The following is a 21,121-nucleotide window of genomic DNA, read 5'->3' on the forward strand; positions in this document are numbered from 1 at the left end:
GACAGGGCGTCAGGACAGGAGCTCGACGTACCCGTCGGTCCCGTGCACGCGGATCCGCTGCCCGTCCCGGATCAGCCCGGTGGCCCGGTCCACACCCACGACGGCCGGCAGGCCGTACTCCCGGGCGATCACGGCGCCGTGGGTCATCAGGCCGCCGACCTCCGTCACCAGGCCCGCGACGGCGACGAACAGCGGCGACCAACTGGGATCAGTGAACCGGGTGACGAGGATGTCGCCGGGTTCGAGGTCGGCGTCGGCCAGGTCGAGGATGACGCGGGCCCGACCCTCGACCGTTCCGGCGGAGACCGGCAGGCCGACCAGGGCACCGGCCGGCACGTCGTCGCGGCGGTACGCCCCGGAGAGGCACTCGCCGTCGGAGGTGAGCACCCGCGGCGGCGTGAGCGCCTCGTAGGACCGGAACTCCTCCTTGCGGCGCCGGATCAGCCCGTCGTCGACGGTGCGGGTGCGCACGGCGTCATGGAGTTCCGGGAACGTGAGGAAGAAGATGTCCTCCTTGTCGGCGAACACGCCGAGCCGCCCGGCCTCCGCCAGCATGGCCTGCTTGTAGACGAAGTAGCGCGTGATGATGGCGTACTTCGGATACTCCCGGTAGCCGATGAACGTGCGCACCCGGTCGATCATCCGCTCGGTCTCGTCGGCTTTCTGCTCGCCGTCCGGGAGTTCCCGGAGCCGGGCCAGCACGTCCGCCTTCTTCTGCTCCGCGGCCTTCCGCCCCTGTTCGAAGCGCCGCGCGGCGGCGCCGGGTTCGAAGTTCCGGACGTTGTCGAGGATCAGGGGGACGAGCGTGGTCGGCCGTTCGCTCCACCGCGGCCGGGTGATGTCGATCTCGCCGACGCAGCGCATGCCGTAGCGGTCGAGGTAGGCCACGATGGCGTCGCGTGTCTCGGCGCCGCCGGCGAACAGGTGCAGGTAGTCGAGGAAGTCCTCGGTCTTGACGCCCTCCAGGTACGCCATCACCTCGGGGTGGCGGCGCACCACGTCGGCGACGTCGAGCAGCGCCAGCCCCATCTCCGACGTGACGTTGCCGGGGGCCGACAGCGTGAGCGTGTCGGCCGCGTTCTTCTCGCCCAGCCACTCCCGCAGGTTGTCGTTGAGCCACCAGGTGGCCTCCATCCCCGCCATGATCGCCGGGAGGTTCTGCGGATCGCGGAGGGCGCGCTTGTGCTCCTCGAACGCCACCAGCAGGTAGTCGAACAGCGCCGCGCCGGTGACCGTCGCGAGGTCGCGGCGCAGGGCGGCGATGGACGCCTGGCTGCGCTCGATCAGGCCGGTGACGATGGCCGGGTCGGTCTCGATCGGAACGGGCGCGCCGTGCACCGGCCCGCTGCGGACCGACGGCTCGCCGGGACCCGGATCCGGCAGCGACGGCACGAAGTCGCCCCGGTCGAGGACTGTCTCCAGCGCGTCCCGGATCAGCGGATCGGACCGGCCGGCGAGCGCCAGCAGTCCGGCGCGGCCCGCGGGCGTGGCCAGATGCGGGGTGACGTCGACGAACAGCCGCCCGCCGGCCTCCTGCATGGGCGCCATCGCGGTCAACCGCCAGACGGAGAGCCCGAGCGGCTTCATCGCGTCGGTCATCATCTGCTGGTGACCGACGGAGAGGTAGACGTGGTTCGCCCCGTCACCGGTCTCGGGAACGGGGAAGAGCGTACTGATCGGCCGGCTCTGGACGACGTGGAAGCCGTCGTCGTCGAGACACCACTCGATGTCCTGCGGGCGGCCGAAGTGCGCCTCGATCCGCCGCCCCAGGCGGACGAGTTCCACGGCCTGCGCATCGGTGATCGCCGGCTGTTCCTGCCGCTGGGCGGCGACGACCGTGTCGTCCCGGACCGTCAGGACGTCCGGGTTCACCCGGCCGGAGACCAGCGCGTCGCCGAGGCCGAGACCGGCGTCGACGGTGGCGACCGTCCGGTCGCCCGTGACCGGGTCGGCCGTGAACAGGACGCCGGCGGCGTGCGGGTGGATCATCCGCTGCACCACCACGGCCATGTGGACCTTCCGGTGGTCGAAGCCGTTGCGCCGGCGGTAGACCACGGCCCGCTCGGTGAACAGCGACGCCCAGCACCGGCTGACGTGCCGGAGAATCTCCGCCGGTCCCACGACGTCCAGGTACGAATCCTGCTGGCCCGCGAACGAGGCCGTCGGCAGGTCCTCCGCCGTCGCGCTGGACCGGACGGCGTAGGCGGCCTCTTCGCCGGCCTCCGCGAGTGCGGCCGTGATCGCCGCCGCGACGTCGGCGGGCACGGCGGCCTCCTCGATGGCGCGGCGAAGCTCCGCCCCGACGTCCTCCCCGTCTTCGTCGAGCCGGTCGAGCAGTGCCCCGATCGACGGCGTCTCCGCCAGGACCCGGCGGAAGGCGTCGGTGGTCACGCAGAAGCCGGGCGGCACGCTGACGCCGTCGAGCCGCAGCAGGACCGCCAGATTCGCGGCCTTGCCGCCGACATCCGCGGCCTGTGCCTCGTCGATCTCGTGCAGACCCACCACGTACATGAACGACCGCCCCCATTTCGTCACGTGTCGCGGAACCGCAGCCGGAGGGTTCCGGCGAGGAGCGCTCCGGCCGACCACGCGGCAACCACGCCGATTCTGGCAGAGGGGCCTGGTGCGGCCCCGTCGAGCAGCCGGCGCAGGTGCTCGTCGGTCACCAGTTGGGTGAGGACCGGCGGCAGGAAGAGCAGTCCGAGCACGGTGCCGATCGCGGCGGCGGAGTCCCGCACGAGCGCGGCGGTGCCGAGGCTGAGGACGGCGACCAGGGCCAGGTAGGCGACCGTGCCGGCGCCGACCCATCCGTCGCGCAGGCCGACCCCGGCGACCAGCAGCGACCCGAGCACGGCGAGGCTGCCGGCCGCGGCGACCACGACGGCGAGCACCAGTGCCTTGGCGGCCAGCACGGCCGGCCGGTTCGGGATCGCGGTCAGGGTGACGTGGATCAGCCGGGTGCTGTACTCGCCGCTGATGGAGAGCACGCCGAGCACCGCGACCGGCGCCTGGCCCAGGTACACGCCGCTGAGGGCGAGCCGGGTGGCATCGACGCAGCCACCAGGTGAGCAGACGGCGGCGCCGAGCGCGACGGTGCCGGTCACGGTGGCCAGGAGCAGCCAGGCGGGGCCGGGTGTGGTGCGCAGTTTGGTCCACTCCGCACGGACGATGTTCACGCATCCCGCCGGCGCAGCAGGACGGCGGCCAGGGTGAGGGCGAGCGCGGCGTAGCCGCACAGCACGGCCACGCCGGCCCAGGGCGGCAGCGGGAAGTAGCCGTTCGCCGGCGTGTAGAGGCCGTCGACCTGCGGGTGGCGGACGAGGGTCTGCTGCACGGCGAGCGCGGCGGCGGGGGTGACCCGGGTCAGCCACTGGGCCAGGGACGGCGGCAGGAACGGGGTCAGCGCCAGCAGGTACGGCAGCACGGTGGCCGCGACGACGGTCGTCACGGCGGGGGCGCTGCGGCGCAGGATCGTGCCGACGCCGAGGGCGAAGACCGCGGTGACGGCGAGCATGGCCGCCGTGCCGATCTCGACGCGCAGCAGCGCACCGGACGTGGCCGGGAACAGGTAGAGGCCGAGGGCGCGGACCAGCCGCGTCCAGAGCGTCACGGCGAGGACGGTGGCGACCAGGCCGGTGACGAACGTGACTCCGGCGATGACGACGGCCTTGGCGAGGAGCATCCGGATCCGGCCGGCGCCGGCGCTCAGCGTGGTGCGGATCAGGCCGTACCGGTACTCGGAGGTGATCATCAGGGTGGCCACCACCACGATCACGATCTGCGCCGGGAACGTGCCGAGGAGCAGGTCGTTCACGGCCGCCGCCGGGACGATGTCGCCGCGGGTGGCCGGGGCCAGGTCGCCGGCTCCGGTCACGGTGAACCCGGCGCCGGTCACGGCGAACCCGCCCGGGCTGTCCGGCGGCTGGCCGGCGAAGGTGGCGGTGCGCGCCCCGATCTGGTCACCGGTCCAGGCCGCCGCGGGCCAGTCGCCCGCCAGCTGCGGCGGGCCGAAGCCGGCGGTGGCGACGTCGCCGGCCGTCTGGATCCCGTGCACGTACTGCGGGCAGGCCACGAACAGGCCGGCGTCGACGGTGCCGGCCAACCCGGGGAGCCGCACCGTGCCCACCGGCTTCCACCGGGTGCCATCGGTCGAGTCCTCGCCGGTGATCGTGTCGCCGGAGCGGGTCAGCCGCAGCCAGCCCGCGCCGGCCTGCCCGGCCCGGTCGTGGCGGTAGTCGTGCTGCATCCGCACTCCGTGCCCGCCCGTCACCATGATCGCGGCGTAGCGGGCGCCCGGCTCCGGGCCGGCCCTGACGATCAGGCCGGCCTTCGCCCACGGTGCGGTGCCGCCGCTGTCGCGCGCGCTCAACGACGTCAGCGAGGTGACCGCGACGGTGATCCGGCCGTGGTCGGCGAGCGGACGGTGGACGAAGTAGAACGCGTCGCTGACCGGCTCGCCGGCCGGCCCGATCGGGATCGGCTTCGCCTGCCCGGGCCCGCCGCCGCCGAGGCCGGTGACCGGGAACAGCAGGATCAGCAGGCCCGCGACCGCGCTGCCGCGCGCCCAGCCGGGTACCGACCGGAACTTCGTCCACTCCGCGCGCAGCAGGCGCAGCACGTCACTCATGGCCCGGATGTCTACGCCGGCGCCGGTGCCGGCCCGGTACGTCCGGCTGTCACCGGGCTGTCACCTGCCGGCTGACATCGTGGGCGCCATGAGGGTGCTGGTGGTGGAGGATCATCGGACACTGAACGCGTTGATCACGGCCGGCCTGCGCCGCGAGGCGATCGCGGTGGACGTCGCGTTCGACGGTCACGCCGCGCTGGACCGGGTGGCCGCCACCCGGTACGACGTGGTGGTCCTCGACCGCGACCTGCCGGGCGTGCACGGCGACGAGGTGTGCCGCCGGATCGTGGCCGGCGGGTCGGGCAGCCGGGTGCTGATGCTCACCGCGGCCGGCACCGTCCGCGACCGCGTGGAGGGCCTGGGCCTGGGCGCCGACGACTACCTGCCCAAGCCGTTCGACTTCGCCGAACTGGTGGCGCGGGTCCGGGCGCTGGCGCGCCGCTGCACGCCGCCGCTGCCCCCGGTGCTGGACAACGGCGATCTCACCCTGGACCCCAACCGGCTGGTCGCATTACGGGCCGGCCGGCGGCTGGACCTCGGTCCGAAGGAGTTCGCGGTCCTGGAGTACCTGCTCGCCGCCGGCGGCCGGGTCGTGTCCACCGAGGAACTGCTCGACCGGGTCTGGGACGAGGCGACCGACCCGTTCACCACCACCGTCAAGACGACGATCGGGCGGCTGCGCGGGAAACTCGGCCCACCACCGGCCATCCACACCGTCCGCGACGGCGGCTACCGCATCGGCGCGCCGTGACCGGCCGCCGGTTGCGGACCCGGCTGGCGCTGCTGCACGCCGGGCTCGCGTTCGCCTGTGGGGTGCTGCTGCTGGCGTTCGTCGACCTGCCGCTGATCGTCACCGGCAACACCACCCACAAACCCGGCACCGGACCCTCCACCGGCGCCACGACCAACGTCGCGGAGGTGCTGCGGTACTCGGCGGTCGCGCTGGTGGTCATCGCGGGGGTGTCGGTCGGGCTCGGCTGGCTGATCGCCGGGCGGGCGGTGCGGCCCATCCGGCTGATCACCGCGTCCGCCCGCACCATGTCGGCCGACACCCTCGACAGCCGCATGCGGGTCCCGGCCGCCTACCGGGAGTTCACCGACCTGGCCGACACCCTGGACGGCCTGGTGCGGCGCCTGCACGAGTCGTTCACCGCGCAGCGGCAGTTCGTCGCCAACGCCTCCCACGAACTCCGCACCCCGCTGACCGTGCAGCGGACCCTGCTCCAGCTCACCCTCGCCGACCCCGACGCGACGGCCGGCACCCTGCGATCGGCCTGCGAGGACCTGCTGGCCCTCGGCGAACGCCAGGAGCACCTGATCGACGCGCTGCTCACGCTGGCCGCCGGCTACCGGCCGATCGACTGCTGGGAACCGGTCGACCTGGCCGACGTCACCCGCAACGCCGTCCTGAACCACCACGCGGAAGCCGAGCGCCGGGGCATCCGGGTGGCCGCCACCCTCGACCCGGTCACCGTGCCGGGCGACGCACGCCTGGCCGCGAGCCTCGTCACCAATCTGGTCGACAACGCGTTGCGGTACAACGTCTCCGGCGGAACCGTCGAGATCGCCACGATGCCGCCCGGGCGGCTCACGGTCAGCAACAGCGGCCATCCGATCCCCGGATCGGAGCTCGACCGCATGTTCCAACCGTTCCAGCGGCTCGGCACCGACCGCGTCGACCGGACCGACGGACACGGCCTCGGGCTGGCGATCGTCGCCGCGATCGCCCACGCCCACCGCGCACCGGTCACGGCCTATCCGCGACCGGGCGGCGGCCTCCACATCACCGTCGACTTCCCCTCCATTGGTCCAGGACCTGCCTGAACGCCTCGCTCAGGAGATTCAGGAGGTCGACGGAGGACGCGAAGCGGGCGCCGGCCGGGGTCGCGGCGCCCAGGATCTCGGCGCCTTGTCGGGACGCGTCGGCCAGGGCGTCGTTCATCCGCAGGGACGCGGCGAGGGACCGGAGCCAGACCTCCTCGTCGATGGCGTAGCGTTCGCGCCGCTCGCCGGGGACCCGGTCGCGCCGGATCATGTCCTGCTGTTCGAGGAACCCGACGGCGTGCGAGACCGACGCCGGGCTGACGCGGAGCCGCTCGACCAGGTCGGCGGCGGTGAGGGCGCCGGAGTCGGTGACGTAGAGGCAGGTCAGCACCCGCGCCTCCATCCGGGGCAGGCCCTGCTGCACGAGCAGCGCGATGAACGACTCGGTGAAGGCCCGCACGGCGTGCGGATCACGCCCGTGGTCGCTGTCGGCGATCGGCCGCGCCGGCGGCCGGGCCGTCTTGACCCGGCGCGCCCGGTGCCGGGTGGCGTCGTGCGCGCGGTCGGCGGCGTAGCCGGCAGGCCCGCCGTTGCGGGTGACCTCCCGCATGATCGTCGAGGCGGGCCGCCCGAGGCTCCGGCCGATCTCGGCGTAACCGAGGCCGTCGGCCAGCCCGTCGGCGATGCGTCGACGGTCGTCTGCGGTGAGCCTGCCTCCGGGCATGGCCGCCAGTATGCGTTCAGTCGCACGTCATTGCAATATCCCTCGTTGCGTTCAGCCGCATATCCATTGCAATGTCGACGAATGTTGTTTGTTGCGAACGTGTGTCGCACGTCGCTTTCGTTGACGAAATTCTGAACGCAACGTAGCGTTCCCATCGTTCAGTGATTCCCGAACGATGCCGAACGCAAGGAGAAACATCATGGGGAAGGGCTTCTCCGAGGCCGGACTGCGCAGGCTGCGCGACGTGCTGGCCCGCCACGTCGAGTCGGGGAAGATACCCGGGCTCGTCGCCCTGGTCGGCCGCGGCGAGGAGACGCACGTCGAAGCGCTCGGCACCATGCGCCACGACGGCGGCCCGCCGATGCGCCGCGACACGATCTTCCGGATGGCCTCGACGTCGAAGCCCGTCACGGTCGCGGCGACGATGGCGCTGCTCGACGACTGCCGGCTGCGGCTCGACGACCTGGTGCAGCAGTGGCTGCCGGAGCTCGCCGACCGGCGGGTGCTGGCCCGGATCGACGGCCCGCTCGACGACACGGTGCCGGCGCGCCGGCCGATCACCGTGCGGGACCTGCTGACGTCGACGTTCGGGCTCGGCATGGACATGACGGCGCTGGGCACGCCGATCATGGCCGCGATCTTCGAGCAGGGCCTCACGCCCAACCTGCCGGAGCCGATGCCCGGGCCGGACGAGTGGCTGCGCCGCCTCGGCACGCTCCCGCTGATGCAGCAGCCCGGCGAGCGCTGGCAGTACCAGATCAGCAACGACCTGCTCGGCGTGCTCGTCGCCCGGGTCACCGGCCAGCCGTTCGACGCGTTCCTCCAGGACCGCGTCTTCGGCCCGCTGGGCATGAAGGACACCGGTTTCTCCGTGCCGGCCGACCAGCTCGACCGGCTGCCGCCCCTGTACGCCCCCGACCCGCAGACCGGCGAGTTCCACGTGTGGGACCCGGCCGAGGGCGGCCGCCACAGCCAACCCCCGGTGTTCCCGAGCGGCGGCGGCGGGCTGAACTCCACCGTCGACGACTTCCACGCGTACTTCCGGATGCTGCTCGACAAGGGGACGCACGGGTCCACGCGGATCCTGTCCCGGCCCGCCGTCGAGCTGATGACCACCAACCGCCTCACGCCCGAGCAGCAGGCCGCCCGGCACGCCCAGGCCGTCGAGAACGTGCACATCTCGTTCGGCCAGGGGCAGCACGGCGGCTGGGGCTTCGGGATGGCGGTGCGCACCTACCGCGGTGACTACGCGCCCGTCGGCCAGTTCGGGTGGGACGGCGGAGCCGGCACCTCGGCCTACGCCGACCCGGAGAACCAGGTCGTCGGAATCCTGCTCACCCAGGTCGGCATGACCGTCCCGGACTCGGCCCGGGCGTTCCACGACTTCTGGACCACGCTCTACCAGGTGATCGACGACTGACGTCGGGCCTATCCGAAGGTGACGTCGACGGTCATGACCTCGTCGCCGGGCTGGCCGGACACCCCGATGGTGACTCCCGACCAGCCACCGCCGGGCAGGTCGAGCGCCGGCGTGGTCGACCGGCCGATCCGGTTGTTGCCCAGCGACGGGTACAGGTCGTTGGCGTCGCCCCGGTTGCCCTGGCGGAAGACCTTCGCCAGGTCGTTCCTGCCGTCGGCCTGCAGGAGCTGGATCGCCAGCCGCCGCTCGTCGTCGACGTCGGCGATCGACTCGTCGACCACGTACACGGCGACCCCCTCGTCGGGCAGGTACGCGTCCTGTCCGCGTCGACGGCGGTACTCGACGATCAGGTACTGGGTGTCGGTCATCGTGTCCGGGTTCTGCACGAGCAGCATCCCGCCGCCCTCGGCGGCCGGCCCCAGCTTGATGCCCTGCGTCGTCGCGGTGATGACCTGCGGCTCGGCCCAGCCGTGGAACATCCGGAGCATGCCGTTGGGGTACACCGGCGTCAGCCCGCCGTTGCCCCAGCTTCCGGACGCCATCAGGCAGTAGTCGCCCAGACCGTTGGACTTCTTCGCCGCAACGTCTCCGGTGTCGTAGAAGTCGGCCCACCGGGCGGCGAGGTGACCCCACTCGTGGGCGCACACGCCGACCTGGCAGTCCTCCGGCACCGTCAGGAACGTCCTGACCCGGAGGTCGTCACCCACGTCGACGCCGCCCTGCGGGATGTTCCACTTCAGGCTCCACAGGTCGTCGCGGGACATGGTCTCCTCCGCGCCACGACCGGCGTGCACCACGAAGAGCGCGGTGACCAGCTTCTCGCCCAGCGCGTCGAACCCATCGAACCGCACGCCCTCCGCGACGGCCGCGCTCACCGCGTCGCGGGCCAGTCCCTGCGCGTTGCGCGGGAACTGCGTGGACATGCCGGACTCCCCGTTGACGTAGTAGCTCGCCGGCTGCGGCATCCGGAACCACCCGTGCACCTCACCGGTCACGTCGATGCCGGAATCGGAGCCGGCGTCGAATCCGCTCACCAGCCGGTAGTAGTCACGCATGCTGCCGGTGGGGAACTCGCCGTTGCTGAACAGCATCGACTCGTAGTAGCCGGTACCGTGGTCGCGGGCGTGCGGCAGGTCGGGGAAGTCGACCAGCAGCACCATCGTCTTCACCTCGCCGCGCAGCTTCGCGGGCGGCCGGTCGATGAGCTGCGCGCCGGCGCTCGGGCCCTCGGTGACCGCACCGTCGTCGAGGCCGACGACGTTCTCACCTCGGCGCCCCGAACGCCAGACCCAGAAATACTGCTCGAACGTCATGTCCGGCGGCAGCCGGCGCGATTTCACGAGTTCGAGATACCGGCTGTACAGCTGCGCGAGCGCCTGCGGCGACGGTGGTACGAGACACCGGTGATTTCCGTGGGTACGCATGGTGGACACGTCCTTCCTCAGGTGGTCATCGCGAGTTCCCCGCGCCGATCCTCATGCGTCACACCGTCCACAGTGATCCGCTCCGAATGGGCGCGCCCGAAACGTCAATTCACGGTAGATCCCGGTGACCCGCGCGCGCAGGGGAGTGTGGCTTTGTCGGGTTGTTGTCTGTCACCCGCTTCCGGTCCCGTCTCCGGCGGCCGGTGGTACCCACCGGATCGGAAGGCGGGCGCCGAAGTGTCGTGCGTCTATGGTCGGGACATGGTTCGATACCTGACCGTCGATTCGTTCGATTACGACACCCCTCCCGCGACCGACGGGCGCGATCCGGCGACGCTCGTCGACGACGCGGTCGCCGACATTCTGGCGCGGGCCGAACACTGGTTGGGTTGGGACGGCCGGCCGGTGTCCAAGGGCGGCAACGCCTGGACCCCGCACAAGGTGATGCGCCGCGTCGCCGACCACCTCCTGGACCACCTCGCCGAGTTGGAGTGCCGGCTGGCCGGCCAGCCCACCGTCCCGGACCGGTGGCACGGCCGGATGGTCACCACCGACGCGGACTTCGCCCGCTTCACCGAGATCGACCTCGACGAGGCCACCAGCCGCCTGACCCGGCTCGCGGCCTGCTACCGGTCACGACTCTCCACAGTGGACACAGCGCTGCTCGACACGGCCCCGGACAACGGCGGCTGGACGCTGCGTCAGGTGGTGCACCACGTCTCGCGCGTGACCGGCTACGCCGACATGCTGGATGCGCCGGGCTGATATGAAGGTCGGCATGGCGAAGGCTTCTTCGGCCGGGCGTGCGGGCCGCGGCATGGCGGTGGCGACAATGGCGTCGCGGGTCGCCGGGTTCGTGCGGGTGGTGGTGCTGGCCTCGGCGTTGGGCCTGGGTGGCGGGCTGCTCGACAGCTACAACGTGGCGAACACGATTCCCAACGCCGTCTACGAACTCGTCGTCGGCGGGGCGATGGCCAGTGTGGTGGTGCCGTTGCTGGCCCGGGCGGCGCTCCGGGAACCGGACGACGGTGTGGTCTACGCCCAGCGGCTGCTGTCGTTGATGGTGTACGGCCTCGGGGCGGTCACGGTGGTGGCGATGGTCTCGGCGCCGTGGCTGGTGGGCGTCTACACGCCCGGCTTCACCGACGAGGAGCGTGACCTGGCGGTCGTGCTCAGCCGGTTCTTCCTGCCGCAGATCCTGTTCTACGGGGTCAGCGCCACCGCCGGTGCCGTGCTCAACATCCGGGGCCGGTTCGCCGCTCCGATGTGGGCGCCGCTGGTCAACAGCCTGGTCGTGATCGCCGTCGGCGTGGCCTATCTGGTGATCGGCGGTGCCACCGACATCGCGTCGTTGACGACCGCGCATCTGCTGCTGCTGGCGGTGGGCACCACCGTCGGCGTGTTCGCGCAGATGGCGTTGGTGGTGTGGGCACTGGCCCGCAGCGGATTCGGGGTGCGACCCCGGCTCGACCCTCGGGGCATCGGGATCCGCCGGATCGGCCGCCTCGGCGGCTGGGTGCTCGTGTCGGTCGGTGCCGCGCAGGTCCTGCTGGTGGTCGCGACGCGGGCGGCGTCGATCAGCGGACCGGGTGGGGTCAGCGCGTACCAGAACGCGTTCGCGGTGTTCCAGATGCCGTTCGCGGTGATCGCCGTGTCGGTGATGACCGCCATGCTGCCGCGGCTCAGCCGAAACGCCGCCCGACTCGACCACGCCCGGATCACCGAGGACCTGTCCCGGGCCGTGCGGCTGGCGGTCGCGGCGCTCGCTCCGGTCGGGGCGGCCATGCTCGTCCTCGGTCCGCAGATCGCCACGCTGCTGTTCGGCCACGGCCGCAGTTCCGCGCCCGCCATCGCCCTGCTGGGCGCCGTGGTGGCGGCGTTCGGGGTGGCCCTGGTGCCGTTCACCGGCTACATGATCCTGCAGCGCGGGTTCTACGCCCTGCAGGACACCAGGACGCCGGCGCTGATCACCACCGCGGTCACCGTCGTCGGCGTGGCCGGTTGCCTCGCCGCGACCCGGCTGCTGCCGCGCTCCGACATCGTCGTCGGGATTCCCCTCGCCTACGCGCTCGCCTACACCGCGGGCCTCGTGGCCGCCGCCGCGATCCTGCGCCGCCGGCTGGGCCGCATCGACGGACGGCGGCTGCTGCGCACCCACGCCCGGGTGGCGGTCGCCGCCGGGACCGCCGGCGCCGTCGCCGCTCTTGCTGTGACGCCCCTGGCCGGCCCCGGCCACGGCGCCGCGCTCGTCACGCTCACCGCGGCGGGCGTCGTCGGCACGGCGGTGTATGTCGCGGTCGCCCGCCTGGTGCACCTCGGCGAGTTGCGGCAACTCGCGGCCCTCGCCGGCCTCCGAACCGGCTGACGGCCGCTACCCGGCGGCCAGCAGGTCGCGGGCGGCCGTCGGCGGGAGCCGTGGATTGCTGGCAGCGGCGGTCACCACGCCACTGTCGGGGTCGTGCAACAGGCGGAGGATCGCGGACAGCGGCAGGGCCACGTTTGCCGCCACGCATCGGCGGGTCGTGGCGACGCGGTGCTCGGCCAGATCGACGGCATTGGGCGCGGGCAGGTGTGGGCTGATGGCGGCGACGTTGCGGTCCCTCTCGTCGTCGGACCCGGCCATGGCGACCAGCAGGTCGGTCGGGATGCTGGGATGCGAGCCGAGTAGCCAGGCGGCGTGCCCGGTGCGGGGGAGCACGGTGGCGAACACGGCGCCGGGAACCTCCGGATGGTTCTCGGCGAGCAGGAGCCGGACGGAGAAGTCCTCGTCGGTGGCGAGCCGGGCGATCGCCGGGGCGGGCAGGCATTTCGACGATGCCACGGCCCGGCGACAGAACGCGAACGGCGAGTCGACGTGGGCCAGGCGCACGTCGAGAGCGGCGTCGACGAGCCAGCCCGCCACGTGGTAATCCTGCGGCTCGACGGAGGCCGCCACCCGGGCGCGCACGTCGTCAGGCAGGTCCCGGCGGAGCATGATCTCGGCACGCACCTCCGGATCGGGGTCGTCGGCCAGGCGGACGACGAGCGGCGCGGGAAGGGTCGGATTGCGCGCCACCGCCCAGCGCACCTCCGGATCGGGATCGCTGGCGAGGTCCTCGGCGGTGTCGGGGACCAGCCGGACCCGCCCGGCCGCCTCGGCACGCGTCTCCGGATCGGCCAGCAGCCCGGCGACGAGCTCGGCGGGTGGTAGGTGGCGGAACAGCGCCGCGCGGCGGACCCCCGGATCGGGGTCGGTGAACCAGGTTCGGGCCACGTCGGCGGGCGCCCGACGCCAATGACGGGCGACCTCGCACCGGACGTCGGCGGACGGGTCCGCGGCGAGGCGGCGGCCGACGGCCGGCGCGGGGTCCCGACGGAACGCCATCATGCGCCGCACCCGTCCGGCGGGATCGTCGGCCAGCCGTACCTGGGCCGGTTCCGGCAGCGGGAAGTCCCTCGGGATGTCACCGTGTCGCCAGTGATTATCGGCCAACGCCGTGCGGACGTCGACGTCCGCGTCGTCGACGAGGAGATCCCAGCCGTGCGCGGCACCGACCGGGTTACGCGCGAGCGCGATCCGCACCGCCGGCGAGTCGGTCGTGGCCAGTCGGCGGACGGCCGCCCGGGTCAGGTCGGACCGGCCGGCCAGCGCCGCCCACGTCACCCGGTCGGGCGCGTCCAACAGCGGCCGCAGCAGATCGAACGGCAGGGCGGGATTCTCCGCGAGGCCGCGCCGGACCGCGGTCAGATCGAACGCCACGACCGACAGCGTCCCGCGCTCCCGGACCGGCCGCATCCCCATAACGGCACGGCGGCCCGCCGTTGATGCGTGACGCAGCAGTACGAACTGTGTCACAGGGTCGCGCAAACGTTGGCACACAACAACTTCGGCGCGATATGTATAGTAGTCCATCGATACGATGGGCCTTGTGGGCTCGGCCGGGTCCCGCCAGGTCCGGATTCCGAGCCCCTCCTCCCCGGGCCGAACCGTCAGTTCCGGCCGGCCGGTGCCGCCCGGACCGACCCGTGGGGAAGTGGCATGAGACCGTCGATCCGGGCCCTCGCAACCGTCGTGGTTCTCGCGGCCGTGGTGGTCATCTCTCCGGTGCCCGCGAGCGCGGCGCCCCTCACCATGCTGGGTGCGGACGTGTCCACCCTGCAGCGGGCGCTCGACCTCGGCGCCAGGTACTACAACGCGTCCGGTGTCGCGGCCGACCCGTACGACATCCTGAAGTCGAAGGGCGTCAACTACGCCCGGCTGCGGATCTGGAACAACCCCGTCAGCGGATACAACAACAAGGCCAAGGTGCTCCAGCAGGCGCGGGCCGTCAAGGCCAAGGGCCTGCGGCTTCTGATCGACTTCCACTACTCCGACACCTGGGCCGATCCGGGCGTGCAGACCCCGCCGTCGGCGTGGGCGTCACACTCGCTCAGCCAGTTGCAGACCGACGTCTACAACTACACGTACGACATCTGCTCCTCGCTGAAGGCGCAGGGCACCACGCCGGACAGCGTGCAGATCGGCAACGAGATCAACGTCGGCATGCTGTGGCCGCAGGGCCGGGTGACGAACAACAACTTCGCGCCGCTGGCGAGCCTGCTCAAGCAGGGCTACAACGCGACGAAGGCGTGCAACGGCGGCACCCAGGTGATGATCCACACCGCCGACGCGGACAGCATGGCCAACGCCCGCTGGTTCTACGACGGGATCCGGGCGCAGGGCGTGGTGTGGGACGTCACCGCCCTGTCCTACTACTGCATGTGGCACGGCACGCTGGCGAACCTCCACAACGTCATCACCGACGTGCGGACCCGGTACGGCAAGCCGGTCGTCATCGCCGAGACCGCGTACCAGTTCACCACGGGCAACGCCGACGGCACGGGCAACTCGATCCCCGGCACCGTGCTCTGCGACAACATCCCCGCCACCTGGGCCGGCCAGGCCCAGCAGTTCACCTGGACCCAGAACACCGCCCGCAACGCCGGCGCGATCGGCGTCTTCTACTGGGAGCCCACCTGGTACGCGGTGCCGGGCAACGGCTGGGATCCGAGGAACATCAACGGCAGCGGCAACGGCTGGGACAACATGGCCATCTTCAACTGGTCCGGCCAGGTCAACCCGTCGGTGGTCTGGACACCCTGACCCGTGCGCTGATCACCTACAGTTCCGGACGCGCGTGCGGCGTCCGGAAGGGATACAACGGTGACCAGCTTCGGAACGGGAATGCTCCACATGATCGCCGACGCCGAGCTGGCCGAGGGGCCGGCCGAGCCGGCGGTGGCCTGGTTGGCGGAGTTCGCGGCGCTCGGCCTGACCCGGCGGTTCCGGGAGACGGTCGGTGACCGGGTCGTCGAGTTCACCTACTACAGCGGCGAGGTGGCCGTCCGGTGGCTCGACGACGCGGAGGCCGCCCCGATCCTGGCGCACGGCGGCGGATTCGGCGACGCCCTGCGGGACTGGCCGTCGGCGCTGGACGACGAGTTGCACGTCCCCAACTGCACCGCCGGTGGGGCCGGCAACGTCGAGGCCGGCGACTCGTGGGCCGACGGGATGTACTTCGTCCCGATCGAGGCGACGCTGGCCGCCCTCCGCAAGCGGCTCGCCGACGACGAGGAGCTGGCGGACCGCGAGTTCCTCGAGACCGAGGTGCTCGCCGGGCTCGAGTTCTGCCGGGAACACGACCTGATCTTCGTGGTCTACTGAGCCGGCGCGGGCAACGCTAAGCCTTTGTTAAAGGGTCTCCGAACATGCGGACCCGGTGGGGTGACGCCTGGGAGTATCCCCGCATGTCGATGCGTGCTCGTCGGTTCGCGGTCCGTTCAGCGGTCCTTCTGTTGGTCGCAGGCCTGATCCAGGCGGCGGTTGTTCCGCGACGCGCAACCGCGGCGCCCGCACCGCTCGCCGCCGGCACCATCGTCGTCGACGGGCCGCCGGTCACCGTGACCCTGGCCTCGCACCAGAAGACCGATCTGACGTTCCAGTGGGACGGCGCCGCCCGGGTCCGGCTGAAGTTCACGAACTGCTCCAACATGTTCTTCAACCTGGTCTGGGGCGAGGGCTACAGCCGGGGGCTCGGGTGCTCGGGCCCTCCCGCGGTGCCGTGGGGCGCCGACTTCGATCCGGGCACGCCGCGGGCGATCGGCCCGGTGCGGATCGAGTTCGAGGCCGACCGCAACAACGACGGCATCGGCGGGTTCGTGACGATCGAACTCGACTCGGTGCCGCCCACGCACACGGGCGCGATCACCGTCGCGGGCACCGCGTTGAACCTGACCTTCGCCAGCCGCACCGACGAGGCCTGGGTCACGTTCGACGGGGTGGCGGGCCAGAACCTGAACCTGCTGACGACGTCGTCGACCACGGCGGGCTGCTGGGCGTTCGTCAGCATCCGGAAACCCGACGGCACGATGCTGCCCAACAGCGGCTGCCACACCGGATCGATCTCGCATGCGCTGGGCCGGCTCACCCAGACCGGCCGGTACCGGATCGAGGTCGACCGGTTCACGGCCGAGCCCGCCGCCGGCACCATGTCGCTGCGGCTGATCCACGCCGCGGTGCCCCTGCCCCCGGCGTGCGTGTCCGGACGGGTCAAGCCGATCGCGCTGGTGCACGGATTCGGCGGTTCGTCCGCCGACTTCGACACGCTGCGCGCGTTCCTGCTCGACCGGCTCGTGGCCGAGTTCCGCCAGGCCGGTGCCACCATCGAGGAGGCGGCCCCGTGCGCGACGGCGTTCCTCTGGCCGATCGGGGTGGGGTCGCAGGCGAGCAGCGCGGCGAACGCGTCATTGATACAGCAACGGCTGGCCGACATCGCGACCTTCCTCGGGGTGACGCCCATCGACATCATCGCCCACTCCAAGGGCGGGCTCGACTCCCGCGCGGCGATCGAGCGCTCGCCGCTGGTCCGCAACCTGGTGATGATCGCGACCCCGAACGGCGGGACGATGATCGCCGACGTGGGGTGCGGCGCCTACAACCTGTCGCTGGGCGACCTCAGCACCGATCCCACCGGGTACGCCAGGCGGCTCGCCGCGCGCACCATCATGCGCCGGATCGTCAACCGGTTCGGCCCCTGCCGGGGGGAGCAGGACGCGTTGTGGGGCCTCACGAGTGACTTCGTGCAGAACCGGCTGAACGCGTCGGTCCAGGACAACCCGAACGTGGTGTACCGGACGATCGCCGGCGACTCCAACTGCATCCTGTGCCTCGCCTACGGCGCGTTCGTGGGCCCGAACGACGGCCTCGTGCCGGTGTCGAGCGTCGAGTACCTGGCCGGCCGCGGGCACGTCTCCGCCGGTCAGTTCCCGGCCACCCATTCCGGCCTCCTCACCTCCGGCGACGTGGCGGACCGGGCGTACTGCAGCCTCGTCCCGCGCGGTCGCGACTACGGGCCGTGTGGCGCGGTACCCGGTGGCGTGTCGGGGGCGCGGGCGGCCGCCGACAATCCGCAGGCGCTGCTGCACTTCGAGGCCGTCACCGTGCCGGCCGGCGGTTCGGCGACCGTCACGCTGCCGATCGGCGGTCGCGGGTCGGTGAACGTGGCGGTCCTCACCGACCAGACGGCGCTGACCGGGTCCGTCGGCGGAACCGCGCTGGGGGCCGAGAGCCACCCGATCGGACGCGCGCTGGGCGGCACGGTGCAGAGCGCGTCGAACCAGCCGCTGGTGCTCGCCAACCCGGGAAGCCAGCCGGCCGACGCGCTCGTGATGGTGTTCGGCGCCGCCGCGGCGAGGCTGGCCGTGCAGGTGACACCGCCGGTCGCGGCCCCCAACCAGGCGCGGCAGATCCGCGTGGTCAACGCCGCTGCGGCCGGTCTGGTGGGGACGGTCACCGCACCCGACGGCACCGAGACGCCGCTGACGTTCACGGCGTCCGGGTCCGACGCGGTGGCCACCCACACGCCCACCGTCACCGGTGAGCACGCGGTCAGCGTCACCCACGAGGGCGCCACCCAGCGGCTCGCCTTCGCCCGGCTGCCGGTCGGCGCGGGCGGCGCGACGCTGCCCGGCACGTACACGGCCGGGTTGGCCACCGGACCCGACGGGCTCGCCGACGCCCTGAACCTCGACGTGAACGTCACGGTGGCCCAGGCCGGCGAGTACACGCTGTCCGGTGGCCTCGCGACGGCCGACGGCACGCTGCTCGGCACGGCCGAGGTCACCGGCACGCTGGCCGCCGGCGCGCGGCAGTTGCGGCTGTCGTTCCGCGGCGCCGTGTTGTACGCGGCGGCCCGCAACGGCCCCTACCACCTGGTCGACCTGACGCTGGCGCGAACCGGTGTCATCGAGGCCCAGGTGCCCGCCACGGCAGCGACGACGGCGTACGCGTACACGGCGTTCCGGCCCGCGCTGGTGGTACCGGCCGCCGCCACCGTGGTCGAGGGCGACACCGGCACGAAGACCGTCGAGTTCCCGGTGACGCTCTCCGAGCGGGTCAACGTGCCGGTGACCGCCGAGTTCGTCTCGACCAACCAACCCGGAAGCGCGACCTGGCCGGAGGACTACGACGCGGTGTGGAGCCGCCTGACGTTCCTGCCCGGCGAGACGGCCAAGACGGTCTCGCTGACGATCCGCGGTGACCGGTTGGACGAGAACGACGAAATGGCGCTGGTGCACTTCTACGCCGCCAGCAACGCGAAGGTGGGCGGGTTCGGTGGGGTCGGTGGAGTGTCCATTGTGGACGACGACGCGCTTCCCGCGGTCCAGCCGGGCTTCGCACCGTCCATTGTGGAGGGAGACGCGGGTACGACGGTGGTGCAGGTGCCGGTCACGCTGTCGGCGCCGAGCGGGCGACCGGTCACGGTGCGGTACGCGCCGTTCACGCAGCCCGGCTACGCGGTCTTCCCGGGTGACTTCGAGGCGCCGACCGGCACGCTGACGTTCCAGCCGGGGGAGACGTCGAAGACCATCGCGCTGACCGTGAAGGGCGACACGGTCGACGAGGCCGACGAAGCAGCGCTCATCGCGTTCACCGAGCCGACCAACGCCACCGTCGGCGGGTTCGGGGTGGCCGGGGTGACCATCGTCGACGACGACCCGTGACACGGGTTCCGCGGCGGTGGCGGCCGGAGAGCCGCCACCGCCGGTGCGTCACAGTCCCCAGCCGTACCGGATGCGGTCGCGGCCGGAGGCGTTGCGGACGGTCAGGTTGAGATTGGTGCCGCTGCCGCTGAGGGCGAACATCGAGTAGTAGTCGTAGCCGGAGCTTCCGGTGGGCTTGCCACCGAGCGCGGGCCAGTACGTGCCGCCCATCTGGTTGTCGCGCATGACCTGCGTGACGGCGCGGATGTGCCGCACGAAGTTGTCGGTGCTGCTCGCGTTGGCGTAGTTGAGACCGGTGGACATCGGCGCGCCGAACTCGGTGACGACCGCGCGTGAGGCGCAGTTGCCGAGGCGGGTCTGGATGTGGCTCCGGAACGCGTCGTACGTCATCGCGCTGTAGAAGAACGCGTAGTGGTGGAAGGACAGCAGCGTTCCGCTGAAGCGGCTGTCGTTGCAGATGTCGCGCAGGTCCTGGCTGTAGCCGGTGCCGCCGATGAGCGTCCGGGCCGGGACCGCCGAGTAGTGGTAGCTCATCCAGTTCGCGGCGACGGTGCGCCACTCCGACGAGCTGTAGCCGTGCGGCTCGTTCATCGGCTCGAAGTAGACGTTGGTGTTGGACCCGTAGGTGTAGGTCACGTTGGACCACATGGTGTTCCACGCGGCGATGTTGGTGATCCGGCCGCCGGAGGCGGCGCCGTCCTCCCAGTACGCGAGGATCACCTTGAAGCCGCGGGCGGTGGCGGCGTCGATGGCGCCCCGGTAGGCGTTCCACCAGGTGGTGCCGACGGTGTGCGTGTTGATCGGCAGCCTTACGGTGTTGACCCCGATCGCCGCCATGTCGTCGTAGAGGGCGTTGGCCTTGGCCCGCACGGTCGCGTTGCTGTCGGACTGGCTGAGTCCACTCAGGACCAGTGGACCGGTGCTGAAGTTGTCACCGAGCACGGCCCAGTTCATGCCCCGGAACTGGTTGGTGGCCGCGCCGGCCGGCGATGCGCCGCTGATGACAGCGACCGGGATCAGCGCCAGCGCGGCCAGGGCGCCGATGAGGACGCGACCCGGTGATCGCCGACGGGGCTTGTCGTTCGTCAATGTCTTGTCCTTCCACACGGGGGTGTGTCGTCCTTGTTAACCCCCTGTGAACGGTTGCGCGATCGGTCGAACCGATTCGCCCACAAACAGACATAGACGAACATGAGACCGTCAGGTGCAGACGGCGACCACGAACAGGTACCAGTCGTCGCTGATGGTGTCCTCCTCGTACGCGGTTGCCTGGAACGAGTTGAACGTGCCGCCGAGGCTGTGCGTGTACACCGAGTCGAGGAGCAGTTCCGTCTGGGTCGCCGCGTCGAGGCTGACGGCCATCGCGGCTCCGCCGGTCGCGGTCTGCCCGTTCGAGCAGGTCGCGTCGAACGCCTTCGGCTCGTCGATCGAGTTGGACTCCGTGGACGCGTACGTCACGTTCTGGCCGGCGATCGGGTCGGCGCAGAGCAGGAAGGCGTGGAGCGTCCAGTCGCCGTCGTAGTCGCCGTCCTCCCGCGCCGACACGGACGCCGACGTCGCCGCGTCGCCGTCGGTGCCCACACCGACCTGGTTCACCAGGATCTCGCCGTTGCCGTCCTCGACCTTCCAGCCGACGCTGAGCAGCGTCTGGTCGCCGGAGCAATGGGGGAACAGGGTCTTCGGGTCGGAGTTCGTCTGGCTGATGCGGTGCACCCGGTCCAGGCCCGCCGGCTTGTCGGCACACAGCGCGCGGGCGGTGACCTTCCAGTCGGCGTCGGTCTTGTCGGTCTCCTTCGCGGTGACCGTCACGGTGTTGGTCGAGATGTCCGGCTCGATCTGCGAGATCGCCACACTGCCGTCACCATCGACGATGGTGGCATTGCCACCGATCACGGTGCCGGTCGTGCAGGTCGCCACCTTGGTCTTGCTCGGGTCCGAGTTCTTGAGACTCTCGGCGATCTCCTCGTGTACGCCGCTGAGCGCGGTGGCCGCGACGGCCGGGGTGACTGGTACGGCGAGCCCGGCCACCAGCAGGGCCAGGACCGCCGCGGTCCGGTAGTAGTTTCGCAACGGGTTCTCCTCTGAGTGGTGTGCGCCATGTGGCGCGGCGGAGCCCAGCGTCGGTGCGCGACCTTCGACGG

16 protein-coding genes are annotated in these 21,121 nt (G+C 71.7%); 8 read left to right on the forward strand and 8 right to left on the reverse strand.

Translation table 11 applies throughout. The annotated features are described in order from the left end of the window. Positions 1-9 precede the first annotated feature (9 nt). From rph to Vau01_RS24375, 3 genes are read right to left on the reverse strand one after another with little or no spacing between them, the layout of a single operon-like run. On the reverse strand, positions 10-2,511 hold the full coding sequence (gene rph / locus Vau01_RS24365) for a rifamycin-inactivating phosphotransferase (RefSeq protein ID WP_203996838.1): 2,502 nt from the start codon (positions 2,509-2,511) through the stop codon (positions 10-12). Between the two features lie 20 nt (positions 2,512-2,531). After that, positions 2,532-3,176, reverse strand: a complete 645-nt coding sequence (locus Vau01_RS24370; RefSeq protein ID WP_203996683.1) for an ABC transporter permease — start codon at positions 3,174-3,176, stop codon at positions 2,532-2,534. Continuing rightward, positions 3,173-4,627 carry a DUF1349 domain-containing protein gene (locus Vau01_RS24375; protein ID WP_203996685.1) on the reverse strand — a complete coding sequence of 485 codons (1,455 nt, stop codon included), beginning with the start codon at positions 4,625-4,627 and terminating at the stop codon, positions 3,173-3,175. The genes Vau01_RS24370 and Vau01_RS24375 overlap by 4 nt, the downstream gene beginning before the upstream one ends. A gap of 88 nt (positions 4,628-4,715) precedes the next feature. Between Vau01_RS24375 and Vau01_RS24380 the strand changes: the two genes are divergently transcribed. Then, positions 4,716-5,378 (forward strand): response regulator transcription factor, encoded by a 663-nt coding sequence (locus tag Vau01_RS24380; RefSeq protein WP_203996686.1) that lies wholly within the window; start codon positions 4,716-4,718, stop codon positions 5,376-5,378. Beyond that, positions 5,375-6,451 (forward strand): sensor histidine kinase, encoded by a 1,077-nt coding sequence (locus Vau01_RS24385; protein ID WP_203996688.1) that lies wholly within the window; start codon positions 5,375-5,377, stop codon positions 6,449-6,451. The genes Vau01_RS24380 and Vau01_RS24385 overlap by 4 nt, the downstream gene beginning before the upstream one ends. On the opposite strand, the gene Vau01_RS24390 is transcribed toward Vau01_RS24385, so the two are convergent. Continuing rightward, entirely contained in the window at positions 6,411-7,115 is a 705-nt protein-coding gene (locus tag Vau01_RS24390) for a GbsR/MarR family transcriptional regulator (protein WP_203996690.1), read from the reverse strand. The genes Vau01_RS24385 and Vau01_RS24390 overlap by 41 nt on opposite strands. Before the next feature lie 199 nt (positions 7,116-7,314). Between Vau01_RS24390 and Vau01_RS24395 the strand changes: the two genes are divergently transcribed. Further along, the gene (locus Vau01_RS24395; protein WP_203996692.1) at positions 7,315-8,535 is read left to right on the forward strand and encodes a serine hydrolase domain-containing protein; all 1,221 of its coding nucleotides are present in this window, start codon (positions 7,315-7,317) and stop codon (positions 8,533-8,535) included. 8 nt (positions 8,536-8,543) lie between these two features. Here Vau01_RS24395 and Vau01_RS24400 read toward each other — a convergent pair whose 3' ends face one another. Further along, complete coding sequence (locus Vau01_RS24400) at positions 8,544-9,959, reverse strand: M6 family metalloprotease domain-containing protein (protein WP_203996693.1); 1,416 nt, start codon at positions 9,957-9,959, stop codon at positions 8,544-8,546. A gap of 261 nt (positions 9,960-10,220) precedes the next feature. Here Vau01_RS24400 and Vau01_RS24405 point away from each other — a divergent pair, with 261 nt between their 5' ends. Both Vau01_RS24405 and murJ read left to right on the forward strand, forming a co-directional pair. Beyond that, the gene (locus tag Vau01_RS24405; protein ID WP_239151812.1) at positions 10,221-10,724 is read left to right on the forward strand and encodes a DinB family protein; all 504 of its coding nucleotides are present in this window, start codon (positions 10,221-10,223) and stop codon (positions 10,722-10,724) included. Between the two features lie 52 nt (positions 10,725-10,776). Beyond that, positions 10,777-12,324 (forward strand): murein biosynthesis integral membrane protein MurJ, encoded by a 1,548-nt coding sequence (gene murJ / locus Vau01_RS24410; RefSeq protein ID WP_203996841.1) that lies wholly within the window; start codon positions 10,777-10,779, stop codon positions 12,322-12,324. Between the two features lie 6 nt (positions 12,325-12,330). Here murJ and Vau01_RS24415 read toward each other — a convergent pair whose 3' ends face one another. Then, entirely contained in the window at positions 12,331-13,734 is a 1,404-nt protein-coding gene (locus Vau01_RS24415; RefSeq protein ID WP_203996695.1) for a hypothetical protein, read from the reverse strand. 243 nt (positions 13,735-13,977) lie between these two features. On the opposite strand from Vau01_RS24415, the gene Vau01_RS24420 reads away from it, so the two are divergent. The 3 genes from Vau01_RS24420 to Vau01_RS24430 all read left to right on the forward strand — a co-directional run bounded on the left by Vau01_RS24420 (position 13,978) and on the right by Vau01_RS24430 (position 18,980). Next, entirely contained in the window at positions 13,978-15,081 is a 1,104-nt protein-coding gene (locus tag Vau01_RS24420; protein WP_203996697.1) for a glycoside hydrolase family 53 protein, read from the forward strand. Positions 15,082-15,141: 60 nt separating this feature from the next. Next, positions 15,142-15,642, forward strand: a complete 501-nt coding sequence (locus tag Vau01_RS24425; protein ID WP_203996698.1) for a hypothetical protein — start codon at positions 15,142-15,144, stop codon at positions 15,640-15,642. Between the two features lie 131 nt (positions 15,643-15,773). After that, positions 15,774-18,980 carry a Calx-beta domain-containing protein gene (locus tag Vau01_RS24430; protein ID WP_203996699.1) on the forward strand — a complete coding sequence of 1,069 codons (3,207 nt, stop codon included), beginning with the start codon at positions 15,774-15,776 and terminating at the stop codon, positions 18,978-18,980. Between the two features lie 48 nt (positions 18,981-19,028). Here the strand turns inward: Vau01_RS24430 and Vau01_RS24435 are convergent, their stop codons facing one another. Further along, complete coding sequence (locus Vau01_RS24435; protein WP_239151813.1) at positions 19,029-20,069, reverse strand: glycoside hydrolase family 5 protein; 1,041 nt, start codon at positions 20,067-20,069, stop codon at positions 19,029-19,031. 111 nt (positions 20,070-20,180) lie between these two features. Next, on the reverse strand, positions 20,181-21,050 hold the full coding sequence (locus Vau01_RS24440; RefSeq protein ID WP_203996700.1) for a hypothetical protein: 870 nt from the start codon (positions 21,048-21,050) through the stop codon (positions 20,181-20,183). Between the last annotated feature and the right edge of the window lie 71 nt (positions 21,051-21,121).

Source organism: Virgisporangium aurantiacum (genome assembly GCF_016863635.1).
Taxonomy (GTDB): Bacteria; Actinomycetota; Actinomycetes; order Mycobacteriales; family Micromonosporaceae; genus Virgisporangium; species Virgisporangium aurantiacum.